Genomic DNA, 20,135 nt, shown 5'->3' on the forward strand with positions numbered 1-20,135 from the left:
GATCAATTCTGGAGTTCCGGAGGCATGACTGCTTTGACGCGTGGGTGACGTGGCAGACTTCTGCATCGGCGCATTGTGGGGCGCTGCGAGGAGCGAATGCGCCTCCACGTTGAAGTGTGTATCTGCAAAGTCATGGCTGAACTTGGCTGCAATGAAAAGAGAAAAATAAGCCATCATTCGACTGGCTGCCCCCACCAAGATCGCAAGGGGCTTACAAAAATCTTTCTCGACATCGTAGCGATAGTCTCGCTATGAAACTTCGGTGGCCACGAAAGCGAGTTCGGGTTTCCTGACTTATCGAGCAATCCGAAGATCGAACGTTCCACGGCCAATCGGTTGGAGTCAATTCTTGGTCGTTGCGAGCACATTGGCGACCGAGCAATGAAGTGACTTCAGTGGTCGCCTACCGCCGTATCGGCCAGCGTAAACGCCGAAACGGCTTCCTGCAATTTCATCGCATGCGTCTCAAGAGAATGCGCAGCAGTAGCTGCTTGCTCTACCAGCGCTGCATTCTGCTGCGTAACTTGATCCATCTGAACTACCGCCGTGTTTATTTGCTCGATTCCACGGCTTTGCTCTTCTGAGGCAACGGCGATCTCATCAACAATCCCTGCAACACGCCGTGCATTCGACTGCATCTTATCCATTGCCGAACTTACTTCCAGCGCGTGTCGCGTACTCTCATGGACCGTTGAGACCGAGGACGCGATCACTTCGTTGATCTCCCTTGCTGCCAGCGTACTCCGCTGGGCGAGTACGCGCACTTCTGCTGCTACAACCGAAAATCCTCTGCCTTGTTCGCCCGCGCGAGCTGCTTCCACTGCCGCGTTGAGTGCAAGAATATTCGTCTGAAATGCAATCGATTCGATAACACTCGTGATTTCGGATACCTTCTTTGAAGTGCTATCGATACGTTCGATTGCGTCCAGCATGACTCTAACAACCTGACCAGCCGCGTCGGCCATGACGTGCGCGTCTGATGCAAGGCCATTTGCTGTTCGTGCGCTGTCTGTGTTACGTTTTACCGTCTCTGTCAATTGAAGCATGCTCGCGGCAGTTTCCTGTAGTGAAGCAGCTTGTTGCTCAGTACGTGCGGATAGATCGAGATTACCGAAGGCTATTTCTTTAGCGGCCGTAGATACGGAATTCGACGAGACATGAACAACGGCCATCGCCTCTTCAACCCGCCGCATTAGCTTGTCGAAGGCAATCGCTGCGCGACCGAATTCGTCGGCTCGTGGACTAGCTGAACGTCTGGACAAATCCAGCGTTGTCGCGACTTCCTCAAATTTATGAGCCATGCGTAGCAGGCCACCGCAGACCACGCGATGGAGATGAACCGAGAAGTACACCGCAATCACTGCTCCTGTCGATGCGACCGCGATTATAATGCCCAGCCAAAGTTGGGGGGGCGACTGTGAGCCGGCATCAAGCTTCTGAGCCGCCAGTGCCGCGAGAACCGCACAAATTGCTAGTATCGCTGCCAAGAGGCCGAACGTAAGAAGCAGTTTGAATTTGATTGTCACAATTTTCTTTTTCATCAGTGCTCTCTCATTATTATCTCGTGAACTAACAGACTTATAGCGGGTGAAAAAAGTAGTTTCGATTAGGTGCGATCGCAATTAATAATATTTCATGTCGGCTCGCTAGCGATCACTGATAAATAGTCTCGCGCACGTTCCACGTGCGCGACTGCCATCCTATATGTAGTGGTGAGCGCTAGACTTTGTTCGCTTCGAGGGTTTCATCGATAATTGGTTTGTCCGCGGATTCAATCGATGTCTGCAGCGCAGATTTCTATCGTTCGTCGGATGCATGTATGAAACCCAAGACATTTTGTTTGATGGAGTGATATTCACGAGATCGTTCGATGCGAGTCGCGACGGTACCGATTAATAACAGCGCCGCGATCTCTATGCAGTCACCAGCGAGCCGAATCGGCCAATCCGTCGCCAAGTGCAATGTTCGAGTGACGAGTTGAAGACCGACGTCTGCAAATATTGAGACAATGGTGCCACCGACAAAACAAGCTAGGCCCTGACGCCCCACTATAACGACAGGCCATAGTCTTTCCGCGAGCAGGCGAATCCATCCGAGTCGCACCGCTTGCGCGCAGAGCCACGCGATCGACAGAAAGCTCACAATCCGCACGCTCGCGAGATTCTGCTTCATGTACCCGGGAGAAGCGTGCGCATCTATGCACAGCTTGATAAACGCGATGACTAGCGCAACGCCAATCGCGATCTTCGTCACTTGTCTGCCCCGAAACGATGCGTGGAATTCCTGAGAAACGGGGTGTAGGCGGGACAGTTTGCCTAAAGTGAACATTAGTTGCCACGCGAAGGGATTGAACGGCCAACCTTCGCCGGTCGAGCTGGGCAATCCGGTACCGAGCCACGGGGCGGCGAGCCAAACTGCGAGGCTGGCAAAAAGAGCAACTGAGGGTGACCGCCGGAATAATGGTACTGTGAACGGTACGCCGAACGCGAACAGCACGTACATTGGAAGCACGGCAGACAGGAAAGGTTGCTGACGAAAAAGTGCGAAGTCGAGCAACGTCCGTACCGGATGTGCGGCAAACATCGGCCACGTCTGATGGATTGCGGCTAACGGCACATTGACGAATCTCAGAGCCGCGCTGCAAGCGAGCATCAGTGCTGCCGTGATCAGGTAGGCGCGGTAGATGTCGCAGGCGCGCTTTAGGAAGCGTCGACGCGCAACAAGTTTGCCTCGGCGTGTGGCAACACCGACGTATGCAGCCGCCGAGGCATAACCACCCAGAAAGACGAAAACCTCAGCTGCGTCGCAATACGCGTAGGTATGCAACGTGACATGTCGAAGGACGCCGCTCGTGTTGTGATCGAGGGCAATAACGAGTAAAGCGACACCTCTAAAAAAATCTACCTCGACAGAACGTTCCGTGGACGAACCCATGCCCTCACCTTTTTTTGAGGAGGTGCTGTCGCTCGAGATGCGGGCTAATTTCTTGCCGCAGCAACGGTGAAAGGTGAGCCCATCGACATGGGCCAACGCATCCTGAATTCCGCAGGACACCCGCCCTTCAAGGTCGGGTTGCCTGGATGGAACCTGTGTCTCGATCACATTGGTGCACTTACTCGTCCGGTTCTTCGAGCTTCGTGTTAGAGAGGCCTGACGAGAAAACCGGTGTCACGATCGGAAACCGCTCGGTCAGGTATGCAGTGATTGCCAAGACAGCCAGGGCGACAACGAGACGTTTCATAGGAGGGTCGAAGCTCACTGTGGCGCTGTCGTAGGCCGGCGTTCTCACCTGCGGGCGACTTGTGGCATAACAGGAACGGTGAGCGCTCTCTGTGCTGGTTCTGGCTTTGATTGACCGGCGAGCGTCTTGTCTTAGTCGTGAGACTATCGTTCCATCCGTGGAACGGCCAGAAGTGCTCCTCCGGCCGCCGTCGTCTCCATAAGACGCGTCGTACTCGGTGCCTTAGAACGAGTGATTTATGCCAATTCGAGCGACAACCTGATGCCCGTTGGACGAGGGACCGGACAAACCAGGGATGTATGCTACGTCTAGCGGTGTACCGGTTGTGCCGCCCGAAACATTTTGATAGACGACTTGGCTGTAGACCGACGTTCGCTTCGAAAGTAAGTACTGAGCCAATGCGCCGACCTGGTTCCAATGAAGGGTCTGCTTGGCACCGCCCTGACTCAATCCGCCACGAGTGTAGGTGTACATACCGCCAAGGATGAACGCCGGTGTGAGACTGTATCTTGCGTTTACTTCGATATTGTCGAACGTGAGATGTGCGTTATCTAGTCCAAGATTGCCAACATATATTGATGAGTCGGGTTGGCCCACATTGACATGTGTATAAACTGAACCGAGCGTGACCTGCCCGATGCCGTAGTTCACGCCGATACCATAGATCTTTTGGTTCGCTGCGGAGAAGCCAATATCATCGGTAGCTATGGCGCCTCCAGGCGTCGATCCTGGGCTGGAGAGGTCTTCGTAGACAGCAGCAACGGAAAGTGACTGGTACGAATAGTTCAGCCCGACGCCGTACATGCGGTTTCGGGCGAACGCGCCTGCCATATTCCCAAACCCATACATGGCAGTTGCTGAGAGACCAGCGTAAGACGGGCTTATGTATTTGACAGAGTTGCTGACATGGAACGTGGCGTCCGTGTTGTCGTTGTCCAGCGGATGCGAGAACAGAAATCCAGCCCAGCTGCCATTGGCAGTCAATGGCCCAATCGTATCGGCAACAGTGTCAAACTGACGGCCCGCAGTCAGGGTGCCGAGACTGTCAGATTGCAGGCCAACGGAGGACTGAAAGCCAAACAGACGGCCGCCGTACAGGAGCTGACCGTTTTCCAGTGCAAAACCACTTTCGAGGTCGAAGACTGCGTGCAGCCCACCGCCCAGATCTTCGGTGCCCTTGATGCCCCAACGCGTTGTCGACAACAGGCCACCGGCAACTTGCCACGCTGAATGTCCGCCGACATTGTTCGTGTAGTTGATGCCTTCGTCGAGGATCCCGAACAAGGTGACTGAACTTTGCGCATGTGCATGCATGGAGAACATCAGGAGTGCTGCGGAGAGGACGTGGGGTTTATGTCTCTTAATCATAGTCATTGTTGAGGTGCGTTGCAGTCAGGGGCCGTTGGACCATCTCTGGCATCTTCGAGATGCGTCTAGTACTAAGCAGATGTCGTGCCATACGTGCCGAGAACCGTCGGACATAGCCAAGGAGGCCGTCTGCCGGTCGTTCCTTGAGTGCGGAAATCACAGGAGGTGGGATAAGTGCGCGTGATTCCCGTCCCATATCGCGACAGGAATCCCACTTTGGGACGAGGACTGCGAGGTGTTTGGACTGCCCGCTAGCGCGAGGCTAGTGAACCGAAACTAAGATCCGCTCAATTGATGACGAGAAATAGCAGAACTAAGCTAGACCGCTGGAAGGGTATCCCTGACTTTCGAGCCATTGCTGAACTCGCACAGCATCCTCCGACGGGAGTGTCGAGAGGACCTGATGAGCGCTTTTATAGCGAAGAGCATTGACAATTGGTGCAAGCGGAACACCATGCAGATGCCAAATGCCAAGAGGCTGGTCGGGGCAGGTGACTACTTCCGCTTCGGATATCAAGTGGCCGTCTAGTACCGGCGCCTTTTGTATCTTTAGCTTGCTGAAGTCACGCGGATGGTGAGCGGGCTGGTTATCGGGCCACACGCTTCGTGTGCGCCAGAATTGTCGGTCTGGCCACTGCTGCTCGAGCGCATAAAAATCTCGTCCAACTCGTGCGAATCGTCCGAACAACTCAGCAATACGGCGCTGATGAAACCGCAATGCGAGTGCCGCGCGATCGGGATGAGCGAGCAGCGTATTGATGACGGCTGGCGCCTGTAGGGCGGACGACAGCGATTGGAAGATGCCGTTTCCAGAGAGAGGGTCCACAGCCATCGCCGCGTCGCCGACACGTAACCATGTTTCCCCGCCGGTTTCGTCGCTCAAGACAGCGCTGCTACTTCTGGCGTATACGCGCACTTCGCTGTCGTGTCTGTCAAAAAATCTTCGGGCAAGATCGGTCTCCCGCATGGAGGTGCACCAAGCTGCCAGCGCGTCTCGCGCCGGGAGCGTTGTGCTCGCGATGTCGAGGGTGACTTGCCAGTAACAGCGGCCGTCCGGTAGTTTGGCCATCCACGCCCAACCATCCGGGAGGCTTTCAATTGCCGATGCCGGATTCCCAGGCCGGCCTTGCCAGATGTTCAACAGACTTAGTGATTGCGGGCCGCGCGAAGCGTTTCGAGAAATTGGTGCACGACGGCCGCGTGCTTCCACCAAAAATGTTGCATCAAGTGTTTCGATACCCGCCGGTGTGTTGATGCAGATGGAATATCTCTCCCCGACTTGACGCACTTCGCGGACTGTTGCCTCATGAATCTCGATTCCGGCCGCTGTCATATCATCGCGCAACGCATCGTCAAAGCGGCGTCGGTCAATCAAATATTCGTGATTCAGTTCGCGCTCTTCGCCGTTCCAGCATGTCGTGCGACCACACGGCGGTAGCGCACATGCCGCCGCTCGTCGAAGACCGGCGTGTTGCAGTCCTTGCAGCACGCGAGCGGATACGCCCTCAACGGCATCGAAGCGACGTCTTTCTCCTACGACCGCCACGCTGTAGCCTAGCTGGGCTAGTCCAATGGCGACTGTAGCCCCTGCCGGGCCGGCGCCGAGCACGACAATACGCGGTACGGTCATGATGAGAGTGCTCTCCGCTCCCTGCCGATGAACGAGGCATTCGCGCGGAGATAGGCGAGCAGATCGGCGCGATCCGCATCTCGATGTTGTCCGAGCCACCGCGCGGCGTGTCCGCTAAGAGCAGCACACGCTATGCTGGCGCCGGCGGGCGATCCAGCCGCCTCGATCGAGACGATTGCACCGAAGTCTGCCTGCTCGCTGTCGAGCGACGACCACTGACATGGCGAGCAGCGCGCATCACCGGTGACTCTTATGACCTCGGGGTAGCTGGCTGGAAACACGGGATTTCCTCTCGCCGGACTGGCTGCAAATATGATGATCCCTTGAGCGATTGCGCTGGCACAGGCTTCGCGCAGCGCTGTCCGATCTGTGCGCACACCGAGACTCAGGTTAATGATGCGCACGCGTTGAACCACGAGCCACTGGATCGCATGAGCTATCTGCGGCGCGCTTGTCACACTGCGCGAATGAAAGACTTGCGCGATGTGCAGACGTGCGTTTGGTGCGGCTGCGGCGATAGCAGCACATATGGCGGTGCCGTGTCCAATGCGATCCCGCTCCGCGGGGCCGTAGCGCAGCCTATCCTCGGTTTCGAACCAGAAGCGCAGTGCAGCATCAACCTGCGGTGCCAAAGCATCGGAGCAGCCACTATCGACGACTCCGACGCTAACATTATTCGCGAAGCCGGGTGCGCTAGCACTCATTGCTTGGACTCCGGGAAGTACGACTCATGATGCGACCGTTGGATAGCTCGAAATGCAGGTCTGCACCAGCGAGCGTCGATGCACGATGACTGATGAGGATTCGAGTACGGTCACCGAAAAGTACGTCGATCTGCGCGATGATTTGCCGTTCCGTCATTTCGTCGACAGCGGAAGTTGCTTCGTCGAGCACTAGGACCGCTGGGTCCTGTAAAAGTGCACGGGCTATGGCAATCCGTTGCTTCTGACCGCCGGATAGCTGCTGACCGCGTTCACCCACTGGCGCGTAGAGTCCGCCCGGTAGCGAACTGATTAGTTCGTCAAGCTGTGCCGCACGCGCCGCGCGCACGATCTCTTCGTGTCCCGCCATCGGAAAGGCATAGCGTATGTTATCTGCGAGGCTTCCACGAAAGAGGACGATATCCTGACTTACAACGGCGATGCGTCGTCGCAAGGCGTCAATGCTGACGAGGCGTAAGTCGACCCCGTCGAAATGAATGCTGCCTTGCTGGGGATCATAGAAGCGTTGGAGGAGATCAATCAGTGTCGATTTCCCACTTCCCGACACGCCGGACAACGCAACTTTGGCGCCGCGCGGGACGCGCATGGTGGCACCTTGAAGAATCGGCCCCTCTCGTGCATCGTGCGCGAACCAGACATTGTTGAATTCGACGTCGCCACGCGTGGGAATACTGCGGGTCACGATTGCCTGTTGTACGGAAACGGGCGCGTGTTGCAACTCGGTGACGCGTCCGAGGCTTACCGTCATTCGCTGCAGGGCAACGTACAGACCCAGAAGGCTCCGTACAGGACCAATGGCCATACCTAGATAGCTCGAAAACGCTATTAGTGAGCCTAGTTGCCAAGTTCCCTGAATTACCCAATAACCGCCAAGAACAAACGCGCCGGCGCGGGTGATCGAGGTGAGCGTTGCGGGAACCGACTGAGTGACAAATTCGGTCACCTGAAGCTTGAGCAGCTTCCCCAAGTAGTGCTCGCCAAGCTCGTCGAGACGGCGTACTTCCAGAGACTCTTGCCCCGCGGATTGAATGAACTTCATTGCGGGGAGTGTCTCGACGAGGAACGCCGATACATCTGCGGCGCTCTCGCGCACTGTGCGCGCACCTGCCTCAACCTTTCGTCGCATCATACGAAGCCACACAACTTCGAGAGGGATCAGGACTAGCGCGACCAGCGAAAGCTTCCAGGACAGCGTAACCAGAAGTGTAAGTGTGCCGACGAGACCGATTACGTTGGAGACCGCCGAAAACAGTCCGTCAAGGGCAAAACGCTGAATCTCGGCGACGTCGCCATCGAGGCGCGATAGCAAATCGCCGATCCGCCGCTCTGCATAGAACGATGGTGACAGGCGCTGGAGGTGTGCATAGACCGCGGTGCGCAACGAGAAAAGAACGCGACCGGATAACCGTGTATAGACGTATCGATTAAATCCGCCTAGTAGCGTGCCGACGAGTCCGACTCCAACCATTGCGAGCGAAAAGCCAATGAGCGCGGAAGTATTCCTGCTCACCAGACCGCGGTCGATGAGCTCCTTGGTTAGCCACGGCTGCGCGATGGCCAGCAGTGATGCGCACGCGGATAGCGCTAGCAACCCCGCTATCGCGAGCCGGTGTGGCCGCACGAAGCTGTAAAGCCAGGCTAATGAGCGTGCTAACTGTGCCCGGTCGTCAGTTTGCACGAAGCGCAGAATGAAACTCAACATGGACCTAGCTACGTTGGCGCCGAAGAGCGTTGCCGCAATTCGAAGTGTTGGGAGGAATTTAGGTAAGAATAGACCAGAGCAAAGAACAAGTCATTCAGGCCCAGACGTTGACCTGATCTGTGAACTCTTGTATTTACGCGGCCGAAGCGCGACGTCTGACTTTCGGTCTTGTCAGACTTGCTCAGGGCGCAAGGTATATCCATCTAGTGAAACATGCTCTGAAATAAGTGCTTCGCAGCGGTTCTCAGTATCTTTTTCGATACCAGCCGAGGAGTCGACGGGAGAATCTCCCGCCGGGTACGGAGGTTGTCGGCGTTGCAGCCGAATCAACCTATTGGGTATCGCGACTGGCGCGCTGGAACATCGCGTGGATGATCAAGCACGTTTGTTGTAAGCGCTGCACCAGCCTTTCCCAGACACTCGCTTGACGGCGAAGAGGGGGCAAGCAGCTGCTGGGTCTGTGGGCTTTCCTTGATAGAAGCTGCAGTTCCCGCAGTCTTGCCCGGCCTCGTATCGGGGGTATTTTGCTTTTTCAACGTTCGCAGCGTTAATGCGATATCCCAGTCCCTTTGCAGCGGGGTCGTTCTCATCCAGCATCGGCGCCTCTGCCTGCGCAGTGCGGGCAAGGGCTAGTGCCGATACAGTGCCGGCAACTGCGATGACAAAGCTGCGTCGGGAGCGATTCAGTTGATGCTTCATGGGGATTGCTAGTCTCAAAGTATTGATGAATGAATCAGGTCGCGCTGTCTGTCCGATCGGTGGGAATTGCATAGGCCGTTCCGACGATCTTCGCCCGACCACCAACCCCACCCGATGCAGGATCGGACACTTGAGCCACTCTCAGTGGCGCCGCTTGACCAAGCGCACGACATGCGTGCGAGACGCGCCGCCCGCACATCGGTTAAACGCCTGCAGAAGCCACCGGCAGAGCAGCCAGGAGGGTACCCGCGGCGTATAGACCGTACGAGCAGAGCGCGCATGGTCCGTCAATACATAAGCACATCGCATGCCAGCTCAAGGCTTTTTGTCCCTTTGAGTTCTGCGAGGTTTCCCATCCTTTTGCCTGCGAGCCTTCCGACGCATTATCAGGCAATGTCGTTGACGCTCAAGGTCGACCCTCAGTCCCATATTGGGAATTCTCGCGGGACGGGAATGGGACGCGAGAACAAGAGCCCGTGTCAGCTCTCAGGGATGCGGCGTTGATGCGGTTTCAAGCAAAAAATTGAATAGGGATTTCCCCGGAATATTTGAGGCGCAGGCCCGCGTTTTAGCGCGATTTTTGAATGCGCGCGGGGCTCTCTCCAGTTGGCATGGAACCTGCTTATTGCGATGGTCCCACGCCAGTTCCCCTCGATCCTCGGCGAATTAAGACCCCTCTCAAAGGAGCAGCGCTTTGTTAAAAACGTTCATTCGACGCAGCAGGTTGATGGGCATCATGGCGGCGGCCATGCCGGTCGCGCTGGTTGCGGGTGTGGCTCATGCCCAAGCGCAACCGCCCCGCGACGCGCGAGCGATTCTGAGTCAGACCTGTGCGGCGTGTCACGCCGCAGAATCAAAGGACTCGTGGAGTCGTATCAGCCATCAGCGCAAGACCCCGGAGGGTTGGTTGCTGACAATCGGGCGAATGCAGACGATGCACGGCCTAACTATTAGCGACGAAGAGCGGCGAATTCTCGTTAAGTATTTGTCGGATACGCAAGGGCTTGCGCCATCGGAAACAAAAGATCTCCGGTATGCACCCGAGCAACGCCTGAACACCCAGGAGACCGCCGGTTCGGATGAGTTCAAGCAGATGTGCGCGCGTTGTCACTCGGCCGCACGACCATTGCTGCAGCGCCGTCCCGTACAGGAGTGGGAGCGGCTCGTGAACTTCCACGTTGGGCAATTCCCGTCGATTGAATATTCTTCGCTCGGGCGCGATCGCGACTGGTTCAATATCGCGCTGACGGACATCGCGCCGTACCTCGCGAAGAACTTTCCATACGACAGCAAAGCGTGGGACGACTGGAAGAAAAGCCAGCCGCCGGCGACTGCGCTTGCCGGCACGTGGAGCTTCAGTGGGCACATGCCTGGGAAAGGCGATGCATTTGGCTTGATGACCGTGACGGGCGGCGACAAGGATAGCTTCAAGGTGGAATTGAAGGGGCGCTTTGCAGACGGCAGTCCGTTAGTCGGTACTGGAACCGCTACCCTTTACACTGGCTACGAATGGCGCGCGAACGTTAATGTTGCGGGCGTGCCGATGCACCAGGTACTCATGGCCGGGAATGGCGAATTGAGCGGCCGCATGTATGAAGACGAGCACGACGAGCGAGGCATGGATTTTAGCGCGGCAAAGCAGGGCAACGCGCGTGTCCTCGCCGTTCAACCAGCTTATGTGAAGGCTGGCGGTGAGGCGACGGTGACAATTGTCGGTCCGAATCTTGAGGGAACTCCGGCTTTTGGCTCAGGTGTAACGGTTACATCTGTGCTCGAGCGCACGCCTGAGTATCTGCGAGTGCGAGTCAAATCCAGCAGCGATAGCGTCGCGGGACCGCGACAGGTCTCAGTCGGTACGGCACATTCCGATGGATTCGCAGTTTATCGTGAGATCAAAGAAGTCAAAGTTTTGCCCGACTACGCAGTTGCTCGGATCGGAGGCAACGGCGGTCCAATGCCGAAGGTGCAAGGGCGATTTGATGCGGAGGCTTGGGGCGTGGATTCGGCCGGCAAGCCGTTCCGGATCGGCTATATGCCGGCGCTATGGTCAGTTGCACCGTTCGACGACCAGGCGAAGAACGATAACGACGTCAAATACGCAGGCGTGATGCAGAGCGCGACTGGCATTTTCACACCGGCAAACGCTGGGCCGAACCCTGAGCGCCGCAGGTCCAACAACAATACAGGCAACCTGAAAGTCATTGCATCGGTCGCTGACGGCAGTCGTACTGTCACTGGCACTGGGCAGATGATCGTTTCAGTTCAGCGCTGGAACAATCCGCCGCTGCCGTGATTTGTGATGTCTCTTTGCCGTCGGGCCGCGTCAGCGGCCCTGGCGGCATGCTCCAGGGCTTCGGTCCGATCCAAACTTAGAGATTGCTAGGAGATTCCCATGGGCGCGCTGTTGAATGTAGTCGAGCGCAATGTGCATGAAGTACGTGTCGAAGACGAGCGTCTGATGTTCCACGTGCCGAGCAGCTCACTCTTTGCTGCCGACGAGCTCACGGCGGCCATCATCGATTCATTGCGCGCTAATACTTGCACCGCTGAAGAACTATTTGATCGGCTAGGTGCATCCCCGCGTGGTGCCGTATCCGAAACGCTTAGCGAGCTGATGGCACTTGAAGTGGTTAGTGATGGTTCCCCGTTGACACCGGAGTTTGCCACCAAGCGCATCGAGCGCACCGCGATCAATACCGTCGTGCTCAACGTCAACACCGGTTGCAATCTGAGTTGTACGTACTGCTACAAGGAGGATCTCGATACGCCGTCTGCCGGACGTCGAATGGATGTCGAGACTGCGAAGGCATCGGTCGAGATGTTGCTCAAAGAGTCGCCGGATGAACCGCGATACACAGTTGTTTTCTTCGGCGGCGAGCCACTCAGTAACCGCAAGCTGATCGAGCACGTGGTCGAATATTGCGAGCTTCGTTTCCGAGCGCTCGGAAAGCAGGTCGATTTCGTAATGACGACCAACGCCACGCTTTTGACCGAGGAGATCATTGATTGGCTCGACTCTCATCGCTTCGGTCTGTCAATCAGCATTGATGGACCGCGGAAGATCCATGATTTGAATCGCCGAACTGTTGGTGGTTCGGGTACGTATGACGTCGTGCGCCGCAAGGTCGAAATGCTGCTGAAGCGCTACCGCAGCCGCCCTGTCGGCGCGCGTGTGACGTTAACAAGCGGGGTGACGGATATCGAGGGGATCTGGGATCACCTGTTTAACGAGCTCGGCTTCGCGGAAGTCGGCTTTGCACCCGTCACCTCGGGTCAGCTCGACACGTTCAATTTGGGACCCAACGAGCTCGCGGACGTCTTTGCGAATATGAAGGCGCTCGGTCGGCGCTATCTGACGGAGGCGCTCGAGAACCGCAACATCGGATTCTCGAACTTGCACCAACTGATCACGGATCTGCACGAAGGGCACAAGAAGTCGCTTCCGTGCGGCGCGGGGCTCAAGATGCTCGCAGTGGACCACAAGGGCGATCTGAACTTGTGCCATCGTTTCACAGGCTCAACATTGCCGACGTTCGGCAATGTGCGCGATGGTGTCGCACAGGAGCAACTCAATGACTTCCTGTCGCAACGCCTCGACCGCAGCGGCACAGGCTGCGATAGTTGCCGGATCCGCAACCTGTGCTCGGGCGGCTGCTATCACGAAAGCTATGCACGCTACGGCGACCCAGCGCACCCGACCTATCACTACTGCGAGCTAATGCGTGATTGGATCGATTTCGGCATCGAAGTCTATAGTCGCATCATCGCAGGCAACCCGGCATTCATCGATAACCACATTACTCCGCGGAAGGCGCACTGACATGAAACATCTAAAGCCGCTCAACAACAAGGCAAAGCAACTTGAGCAAGCCGCGCAGGAAGACCGGCTCGAAGAAGTCGTCGCGATGACGTCTGTTGCAGGGTGTACTGCTACAACCGACCCCGGCTGGGAGACAGATGCATTCGGTGGCATTGCTTCGTTGTGCCAGCCAATGGAGGCGGATCTTTACGGTTGCTCCGATCCGTGTTGGTGGCCCGCGCAGGTGCCGGACACGATGATAACTTACCCGAACTGGAACAAATCCGACTCCGTAGCCAGCGCCGACTGGCGCAAGCTCGGTAGCGTGTTTCCGAAGGGTAAGTAATCGACGCCGCACACACTGGGGAAAAATATGTCAATTAAGAAGTGTTTTGGTATCACTCTGCTATCGGCAATTCTGTCGACTGGCTCGTTGGTGAGTGTAGCTGCGGCCAGTAGCGCGTTGCAAAGAGGGCACGAGTACCTCGCAATTGTTGGCTATCCGAATACGCTGACTGTCGTGGACGCATTCACCGATGAGATTTTTAAGACGTGCTCGATGCCAGACGCGTTTAATCCAGGGACGGTAACGATTAGTCCAGATAAGTCACACGCATATGTTCTGAACAATCGATACGGCGATCTCTACGGCGTCGAGCTTGATACATGCAAGGTCGTGTTCCATGCGGATCTCTCGGACCGACCCGGTGAACGCGTCAAATCGATGTTCTCCATAGCTGTGAGCCCTGACGGAAAAGAGGTATACAGCGTCGTCAACCCGACCAAGCTCAATCGCGACACCTATGAAGTTCAGACTCCGCGTCTACAGGTGTATTCGACCAGTGGTGGCATGGATGCGAAGCCGATCCGAACGTTCCCGGTACCGCGCCAACTCGGGGTTATGTTCGCAGCGGATGACGGCTCTTTGTATATTGCAGGTGCCGACATCTACCGCATGGACGTGAAATCTGGGAAGCTCGACGTCGCTGTTGCGGTCCGGAACTGGAAAAGACCACTTTATGGGCAACCAGACGTATTGAACGTGTGGCCGCAGCAACTACCACAACATTCGTTCGATTCTATATACACTGCTGATCGCTTCAAAGATGAGAAGAAGGCTCCAGGGACGAATGAGACGATGTATGGCTACATTGACGTCGATCTTGCGACCGGCAAGGCGTCGCTGAAGGACTTTGCCCCCGTCACGGAAGTGTTTTTCAGCGGTGTACGTTCTCCGACAAATCCGGATATTGTGTATGTTGTCGGAAATCGTCTCGCGAAATTCGATTCAAAGACAGAGAAGCTTGTGGGGGAAGCGCCGCTTGATCACACCTACTACGTGTTGACGCTAAATAAGTCTGGCAACAAGGTATATGTAGCAGGAGCGGCCAATTCAATTAGCGTATTCGACGCAGCGACCATGAAGAAAATCAAGGAAATCCGACTGAGCGGAGATACCGCTCAAGCTACTCCGCAAATTTTTGTCCGATAGATTGATGGAGTAGGCTCGTACTGCGATCGCTTGTATGGCAATCGATGGTCTGGCCGCGCGGGCGGTGCGATCTCACTTGCACTATGCCCGTGCGAGCAGTGTTCGACGAACGGAAGCGCATGGGCATCGGGGGTATTTCGTCACCTTGCGCAGGGGTCACCGGAAGCGTATTCCGCGCACCGCTTCTTTGCTGGTGAGAGTGCCCTCGATGGCTTGCGCGAGCCAATCTGCGATGCCCGTGTGTCATGTCGACTTCGCACCAATGTGTTGATGAGCTGCTAGCGGTGCGGCGCGGCGGTCTGTTGCCGGCCGAAAGCCACAGGCGCTCGCATCGGAGTGATGGTGTCGTCGCCAATGCGCGCCTGCAGGAAGTTCAATCTCGAGAAGTAGATCGCGCAGACGCGCGATCTACATGGCAGCGCATCAGTATCCAGAGACGCAGTCCTTTACGCGATAGGCACGAAGAGTTCACACGTTAATATCATGGAACAGAACCAGGTTTATTTGCCGCCGGCGGCAGCGTGCGCCGCAGACACGGCGGCCGTGCCGCACTTTGACGACCGTGCATTTTTTCTGCGTCTCTCAATCGTAGACTGGCTGTTCGCACTTGCGCTTGTCGGTGGCGTGGGTTTCGCACTTGTGCACTACTACGCGCACATGGACGTTTACGATCGCATGGTGATGATTGGTACATTGCTCGCACTCGTCGCCGTTGGCTGGTATTGGAAGCCTGCGCGACTGCTGACGGCTGGCGTCGCGGTGCTGTCGTTGCTGTCAATCCATTTGTACGACGGTGATCTAAGCCGTGCGGATTCGACGTTCATCCTGCGTTATCTCCTGTCGAGTCAGTCCGCGATCCTGTGGATGAGCACATTGTTCGTTTTAGCGACCATTTTCTACTGGGTCGGCATGCTGAGCCGTTCGGAGGCGGGCGGCGCAATCGGCCAGAAAATGACCTGGGCTGCGGTGCTGATGGGTTTTACCGGGATGATGGCGCGCTGGTACGAGTCGTATCTGATTGGTCCGGACGTTGGCCACATTCCAGTATCAAACCTATACGAAGTCTTTGTGCTGTTCAGCCTAATCACCGCTTTGCTATATCTGTACTACGAAGGGTATTACGGTACCCGATTGCTCGGCGCGTTCGTGCTACTGGTAATCAGTGCGGCTGTCGGATTCCTCACGTGGTACTCGGTGACGCGCGACGCACAGCAGATTCAGCCATTGGTGCCAGCGCTGCAGAGCTGGTGGATGAAAATCCACGTGCCAGCGAATTTTATCGGTTATGGAAGTTTCGCTTTGTCGGCGATGGTCAGCGTGGCGTATTTGCTGAAGTCACGCGGCGTGCTGGCCGACAGGTTGCCTGCGCTCGACGTGCTCGACGACGTAACGTATAAGTCGATCGCGGTTGGATTCATGTTCTTCACAATTGCGACGATACTCGGCGCGTTGTGGGCTGCGCAGGCGTGGGGTGGATACTGGAGCTGGGACCCGAAGGAAACCTGGGCGCTAATCGTCTGGCTCAACTATGCGGCATGGCTGCACATGCGCTTGATGAAGGGGATACGCGGGACTATCGCCGCTTGGTGGGCGCTGACAGGGCTCTTGGTCACGACGTTCGCGTTCCTCGGGGTGAACATGTTCCTGTCGGGGTTGCATAGCTACGGCAAGCTTTGATTATCCGTGAAGATTGCTGCGCTTTGCTTTCAAAATGGCCTGCGCCCTGTAAACGGCGGAGCGGGCGGCCAACCGTTCCGGCGCCAGACGTTGCGAATTGGGTAGAAGCGGGGCGCATGCATCGAAGAGCGCTTGAAGATAGCTAATTGTTTCGCTGAAGCTATGTGCCCCCGCTTTGTGAGATCTTGTGTGAAGCGACGAGTCTGGACGTGCGCAGCGCCGTGAGGGCGGAAAAGTCCGATGACGCAGGCGATTTTCTACGCACATCAATCCAACGATATGGCCACAAGTCGCCCAAAATGTGGCAGCGGTTCAATCGACAAGCGCAAGGCCTGACACTCACGTCGCGCGCGGCCACGCAATCACGTGTACATCAAACAGTTCTTAAAGCCGGCTGATAGAACGAAGCCGCGGAGCGGGTTGCGCCATAAGGCACGCGCAAGCTCATTCGAATTTGAACGCTGTGATCGATCGAGGTCGGTTTCGGGAGCGGGATATTGAGACGCGGGAAGCGGACGCATGATGCGACGCTGAGAAACTGTCGGTCGATTGGCTTTATTGGTTATTTATTTAGGAAGAGGAATATTTGTATGGCGGTACTCGGCATGTACCCGACTTTCTACGTTCCAGGCATCGGCACAGCTTGGGTAATGGGCATCATTGGTGTGATTCACGTCGTTGCGTCCCATACGTCGGTCGGTGCATCGTTTCTGTTCGCGCTGCTCGAGACACGTGCTTATCGCAAAAACGAGCCGCGACTGATGGAATTCATCAAGAAGTACGGGATGTTTCTGCTTGTGTTCTCGTACATTATCGGCTCGATCACAGGCCCCGGTATTTGGTACGCGATTACAGTTGCGAGCCCGCGCGGTGTTAGTGGTCTGATCCACAACTTCGTCTGGGTTTGGGCGACCGAGTGGGTCTACTTTACGGTGGAGGTGATCGGTGTATACGCGCTCGTCTACCTGATCGGCAAGGTCGACCCGAAGACCCACCTGAAGCTGACTTGGTCGTTCGCGCTCGCGTCGTGGGCGACGATGCTCCTGATTGTCGGGATCTTGTCGTTCATGATGTGGCCTGGCAGCGATCGTTGGTATCAGACCGGCTCGACGAGCGATGCATTCTTTAACGTCAACTTCTTCGCTCAACTCGGCACGCGGACCGGCGCTATGTTCGTGATGGCGTCTGTTGTCGGCCTGCTAGTAGCGAGCCGAGTGAGTGACCGCGAGCTACGCCGCGGCGTCGTACGCCTGATTGCCCCTGTCGGGCTTGTCGGTGGATTCGTTGCCGTGCTGATGTTCCTGTATTACCTGCGCACACTGCCGAATAACGCCATCGTGATGCTCAACGCGAATCTGCTGCCAGTCTATGGCAAGGAGATGATCTGCGTGTTCGTCGTCGCTACGCTGTGGCTGTTGTTCGCGTGGTGGCGCCCGCAGAAGGTCTATACGTCACTTGCGGTGACGATGTTCCTGTTTATCGCGGTGTTTGGCGTCTGGCCCGAGGAGCGCATGCGCGAATCGATGCGCAAGCCGTACGTGGTCGGTCAGTATATCTACGGGAACCAGGTGATCGCGCGTGATGTGCCGGCGAAGGGGATCAAGTCGGAGGTCGACGCGATCGCCGCGCACGGCTTGTTGAAGCTTAACCCGTTCGTGCCGGACGGCCTGCGCGCGGTGACCGAAGCGAACGAACTTGAGGTAGGCCGTCTGTTGACAAAGATGGCCTGTGCGAATTGTCACTCGCTAGAGCCTGGCGGCCCGCTGCGAAATCTACCCGGCAAGCTTCAGTACTCGCACGATGCGGACATGATCGCTGCCTTCATGCAAGGCCCGCTGAAACACGGCACACAGCCATACATGCCGCGCATCGATCTGCCCGATGACGAGATCCGCGCGATCGCAAGCTACCTCGCGGCGGTGAATGCCGGCAAGAACGTGAACCAACTGATTGAACAGCAACGAATGTCGATCGTACTAGCATCGACAAGGAAGTAAGGCCATGGATATCGGAGTTGTAATGAATGCGATGCGCGATCCTGCCGGGCTTCCCGCGCAGCCGGTCGTGTTTCAGGTGCTGATGGTGACTACGTGGGTGCTGCATATCGCATTCGTGCATCTCGCGCTCGGCAGCGCGGGGCTCGCTATTATCGCGTTTCACCGCCGCGGCGCCGGCCCGTATTGGGAGCGATTGTCGTTCGGGTTGACCAAGGTTGCGAAGGTCGCAGTGTCGCTACTGATCGTGCTCGGGGTCGGGCCGCTGCTGTTTACGCAAGTGATCTACGACCCGCAGTGGTATACGTCGAACGTGCTGTCCGGGCGTTGGGCGATTGCATTCATCTTTACCCTCATCGTCGGGTACTGTTGCTGGTTCGCGTTCTACCAAGTCAATCACGCGGGTGCGAAGAAGCGCATCGGCCTTTACGCATGGGTTGCGCTTGCGCTGTTCTTTCTTGACGGCCTCATCATGCACGCACTGTCCTATCAGGAACTGCTGCCGCAGCAATGGACTCAGTGGTACGCGCCGGTTGGGGATGTGGATACGCGTGGAGCTTCGCTACACGCGATCGAATGGGCGCGCTACATGTTCATCATGGGCCTGTCGGTGCCGGGCGTCGGCGTTTTCCTGCTCGTCTACGCGCAATACTTCGCCGGTCGTACTGATCGTGAAGCGGCATATCTTGCATTCGCACGTGGACTCGGCCAACGTATAGCTCAATGGGGATTCGCGCTGTCGGTCCCGACGCTGCTTGCATGGCAAGCTGACCTGCCGCACGCGAGTGGGCTCGCACTAAATCCGGTTGGATGGCTCCTCGTCGCTGGTCTAGTTGCGATGGCGTGGTGGATGCATCGCCTCAACCCAGCAACGCATGGTTACCTGCCGGCCGTCGCGAGCATTGCGTTGCTCGGATTGCTCTCGCTCTGGCGCGAAATCATCCGCACTGCCTATCTTCGGCCATTTGGCTATGACGTATACACCTACCCCGTGCACTTCGACTGGCCGTCGACTTTTCTATTCTTCATAACGCTCACGGGCATCGGTGGGTTCGTTGGCGGCTTCTATCTGTTGCTGCTGTACCGTTCGGGCCGGGTCCAAAATTGCTACACGGCCGAGCGCCCGGTCGCGCGCCTTGGCACCGGAGCGCTCGCGGCGCTCGGACTCTGGATCGCCGTGTTCCTCGCCTACGGTATTGCGATCTCGTATCGCGACGGCTTCATCTGATTCGCGGTAAATGCTGCAGAAATTACTCTCATGAAATCGACTCTTCTTGCTGGTCTCACGCTGCTGCTTACTCACCACGCCGTACACGCGCAGGCTGTCGACCCGGCGCCAGATGTCAATGCCGGTGCGCGGCGCGCGGCCGTCTGCTTCGCCTGCCACAACGCAAACGGAATTGCGAGGTTGCCGGGCGTGCCGAACCTCGCGGGTCAGCACTCCGACTATCTGGAAATTGCATTGCACGCGTACCGGGATGGGCAAACGCGACAGAGCCCAACGATGAATGCGATGGCAAAGCCACTGTCGGACCGAGACATCGTCAACATCGCCGCGTATTTCGGTCGCTTGCCGCGCGACGCTGAATGAGTTGCACCATAAGGGCTTGGATCAACTTATCTCTCACCTAAATCTGCTGCTGGCGGCTCGGTCTGTGCGATATCCCGTTGCCAACCCGCATGCAATACCCGAGTGATATGGAAATCTGTTATCCAAAGTATTGGACGCTGTTACCGGACGAGGCGTATAAAGCAACTCAACGAACTTCACCATTGCGGTTTGCGTCACGGCTCGAGTGGCGATTGAACGC

15 protein-coding genes are annotated in these 20,135 nt (G+C 56.7%); 8 read left to right on the plus strand and 7 right to left on the minus strand.

Going from position 1 to position 20,135, the window contains the following annotated elements; translation table 11 throughout:
* Positions 1-392: 392 nt before the first annotated feature.
* The 7 genes from U5A65_RS36125 to U5A65_RS36155 form a co-directional block, all read right to left on the minus strand.
* Entirely contained in the window at positions 393-1,541 is a 1,149-nt protein-coding gene (locus U5A65_RS36125; RefSeq protein WP_321915941.1) for a methyl-accepting chemotaxis protein, read from the minus strand.
* 256 nt (positions 1,542-1,797) lie between these two features.
* Positions 1,798-3,102 carry an OpgC domain-containing protein gene (locus U5A65_RS36130; protein ID WP_321915942.1) on the minus strand — a complete coding sequence of 435 codons (1,305 nt, stop codon included), beginning with the start codon at positions 3,100-3,102 and terminating at the stop codon, positions 1,798-1,800.
* Between the two features lie 361 nt (positions 3,103-3,463).
* Complete coding sequence (locus tag U5A65_RS36135) at positions 3,464-4,609, minus strand: porin (protein WP_321916001.1); 1,146 nt, start codon at positions 4,607-4,609, stop codon at positions 3,464-3,466.
* Between the two features lie 313 nt (positions 4,610-4,922).
* Positions 4,923-6,239, minus strand: coding sequence for an NAD(P)/FAD-dependent oxidoreductase (locus U5A65_RS36140; protein ID WP_321915943.1), 1,317 nt, complete (start codon positions 6,237-6,239; stop codon positions 4,923-4,925).
* Positions 6,236-6,943: a S8 family serine peptidase gene (locus tag U5A65_RS36145; protein ID WP_321915944.1), complete on the minus strand. Its 708-nt coding sequence runs from the start codon at positions 6,941-6,943 to the stop codon at positions 6,236-6,238. The genes U5A65_RS36140 and U5A65_RS36145 overlap by 4 nt, the downstream gene beginning before the upstream one ends.
* Entirely contained in the window at positions 6,933-8,663 is a 1,731-nt protein-coding gene (locus U5A65_RS36150; protein WP_321915945.1) for an ABC transporter ATP-binding protein, read from the minus strand. Before U5A65_RS36150 ends, U5A65_RS36145 begins: the two co-directional genes overlap by 11 nt.
* Positions 8,664-9,038: 375 nt before the next feature.
* A complete protein-coding gene (locus U5A65_RS36155) occupies positions 9,039-9,350 on the minus strand; it encodes a high-potential iron-sulfur protein (protein WP_321916002.1) in 312 nt (103 codons plus the stop codon).
* A 706-nt stretch (positions 9,351-10,056) separates the two neighbouring features.
* On the opposite strand from U5A65_RS36155, the gene peaA reads away from it, so the two are divergent.
* The 8 genes from peaA to U5A65_RS36195 all read left to right on the plus strand — a co-directional run bounded on the left by peaA (position 10,057) and on the right by U5A65_RS36195 (position 19,915).
* Positions 10,057-11,655, plus strand: a complete 1,599-nt coding sequence (peaA, locus tag U5A65_RS36160) for a quinohemoprotein amine dehydrogenase subunit alpha (RefSeq protein ID WP_321915946.1) — start codon at positions 10,057-10,059, stop codon at positions 11,653-11,655.
* Positions 11,656-11,754: 99 nt separating this feature from the next.
* A complete protein-coding gene (gene peaB, locus U5A65_RS36165) occupies positions 11,755-13,182 on the plus strand; it encodes a quinohemoprotein amine dehydrogenase maturation protein (protein ID WP_321915947.1) in 1,428 nt (475 codons plus the stop codon).
* Position 13,183: 1 nt separating this feature from the next.
* Positions 13,184-13,507 (plus strand): quinohemoprotein amine dehydrogenase subunit gamma, encoded by a 324-nt coding sequence (qhpC, locus tag U5A65_RS36170; RefSeq protein ID WP_321889423.1) that lies wholly within the window; start codon positions 13,184-13,186, stop codon positions 13,505-13,507.
* 27 nt (positions 13,508-13,534) lie between these two features.
* On the plus strand, positions 13,535-14,653 hold the full coding sequence (gene peaD, locus U5A65_RS36175; protein WP_321915948.1) for a quinohemoprotein amine dehydrogenase subunit beta: 1,119 nt from the start codon (positions 13,535-13,537) through the stop codon (positions 14,651-14,653).
* A 483-nt stretch (positions 14,654-15,136) separates the two neighbouring features.
* A complete protein-coding gene (ccsB, locus tag U5A65_RS36180; RefSeq protein ID WP_321915949.1) occupies positions 15,137-16,330 on the plus strand; it encodes a c-type cytochrome biogenesis protein CcsB in 1,194 nt (397 codons plus the stop codon).
* Between the two features lie 590 nt (positions 16,331-16,920).
* Positions 16,921-18,327, plus strand: a complete 1,407-nt coding sequence (locus U5A65_RS36185) for a cytochrome ubiquinol oxidase subunit I (RefSeq protein WP_321915950.1) — start codon at positions 16,921-16,923, stop codon at positions 18,325-18,327.
* A gap of 4 nt (positions 18,328-18,331) precedes the next feature.
* The gene (locus U5A65_RS36190) at positions 18,332-19,552 is read left to right on the plus strand and encodes a hypothetical protein (protein ID WP_321949244.1); all 1,221 of its coding nucleotides are present in this window, start codon (positions 18,332-18,334) and stop codon (positions 19,550-19,552) included.
* A gap of 30 nt (positions 19,553-19,582) precedes the next feature.
* Positions 19,583-19,915, plus strand: coding sequence for a cytochrome c (locus U5A65_RS36195; RefSeq protein ID WP_321915952.1), 333 nt, complete (start codon positions 19,583-19,585; stop codon positions 19,913-19,915).
* Positions 19,916-20,135: the final 220 nt, after the last annotated feature.

The sequence above is a fragment of the Paraburkholderia sp. J10-1 genome, assembly GCF_905220165.1.
Taxonomy (GTDB): Bacteria; Pseudomonadota; Gammaproteobacteria; order Burkholderiales; family Burkholderiaceae; genus Paraburkholderia.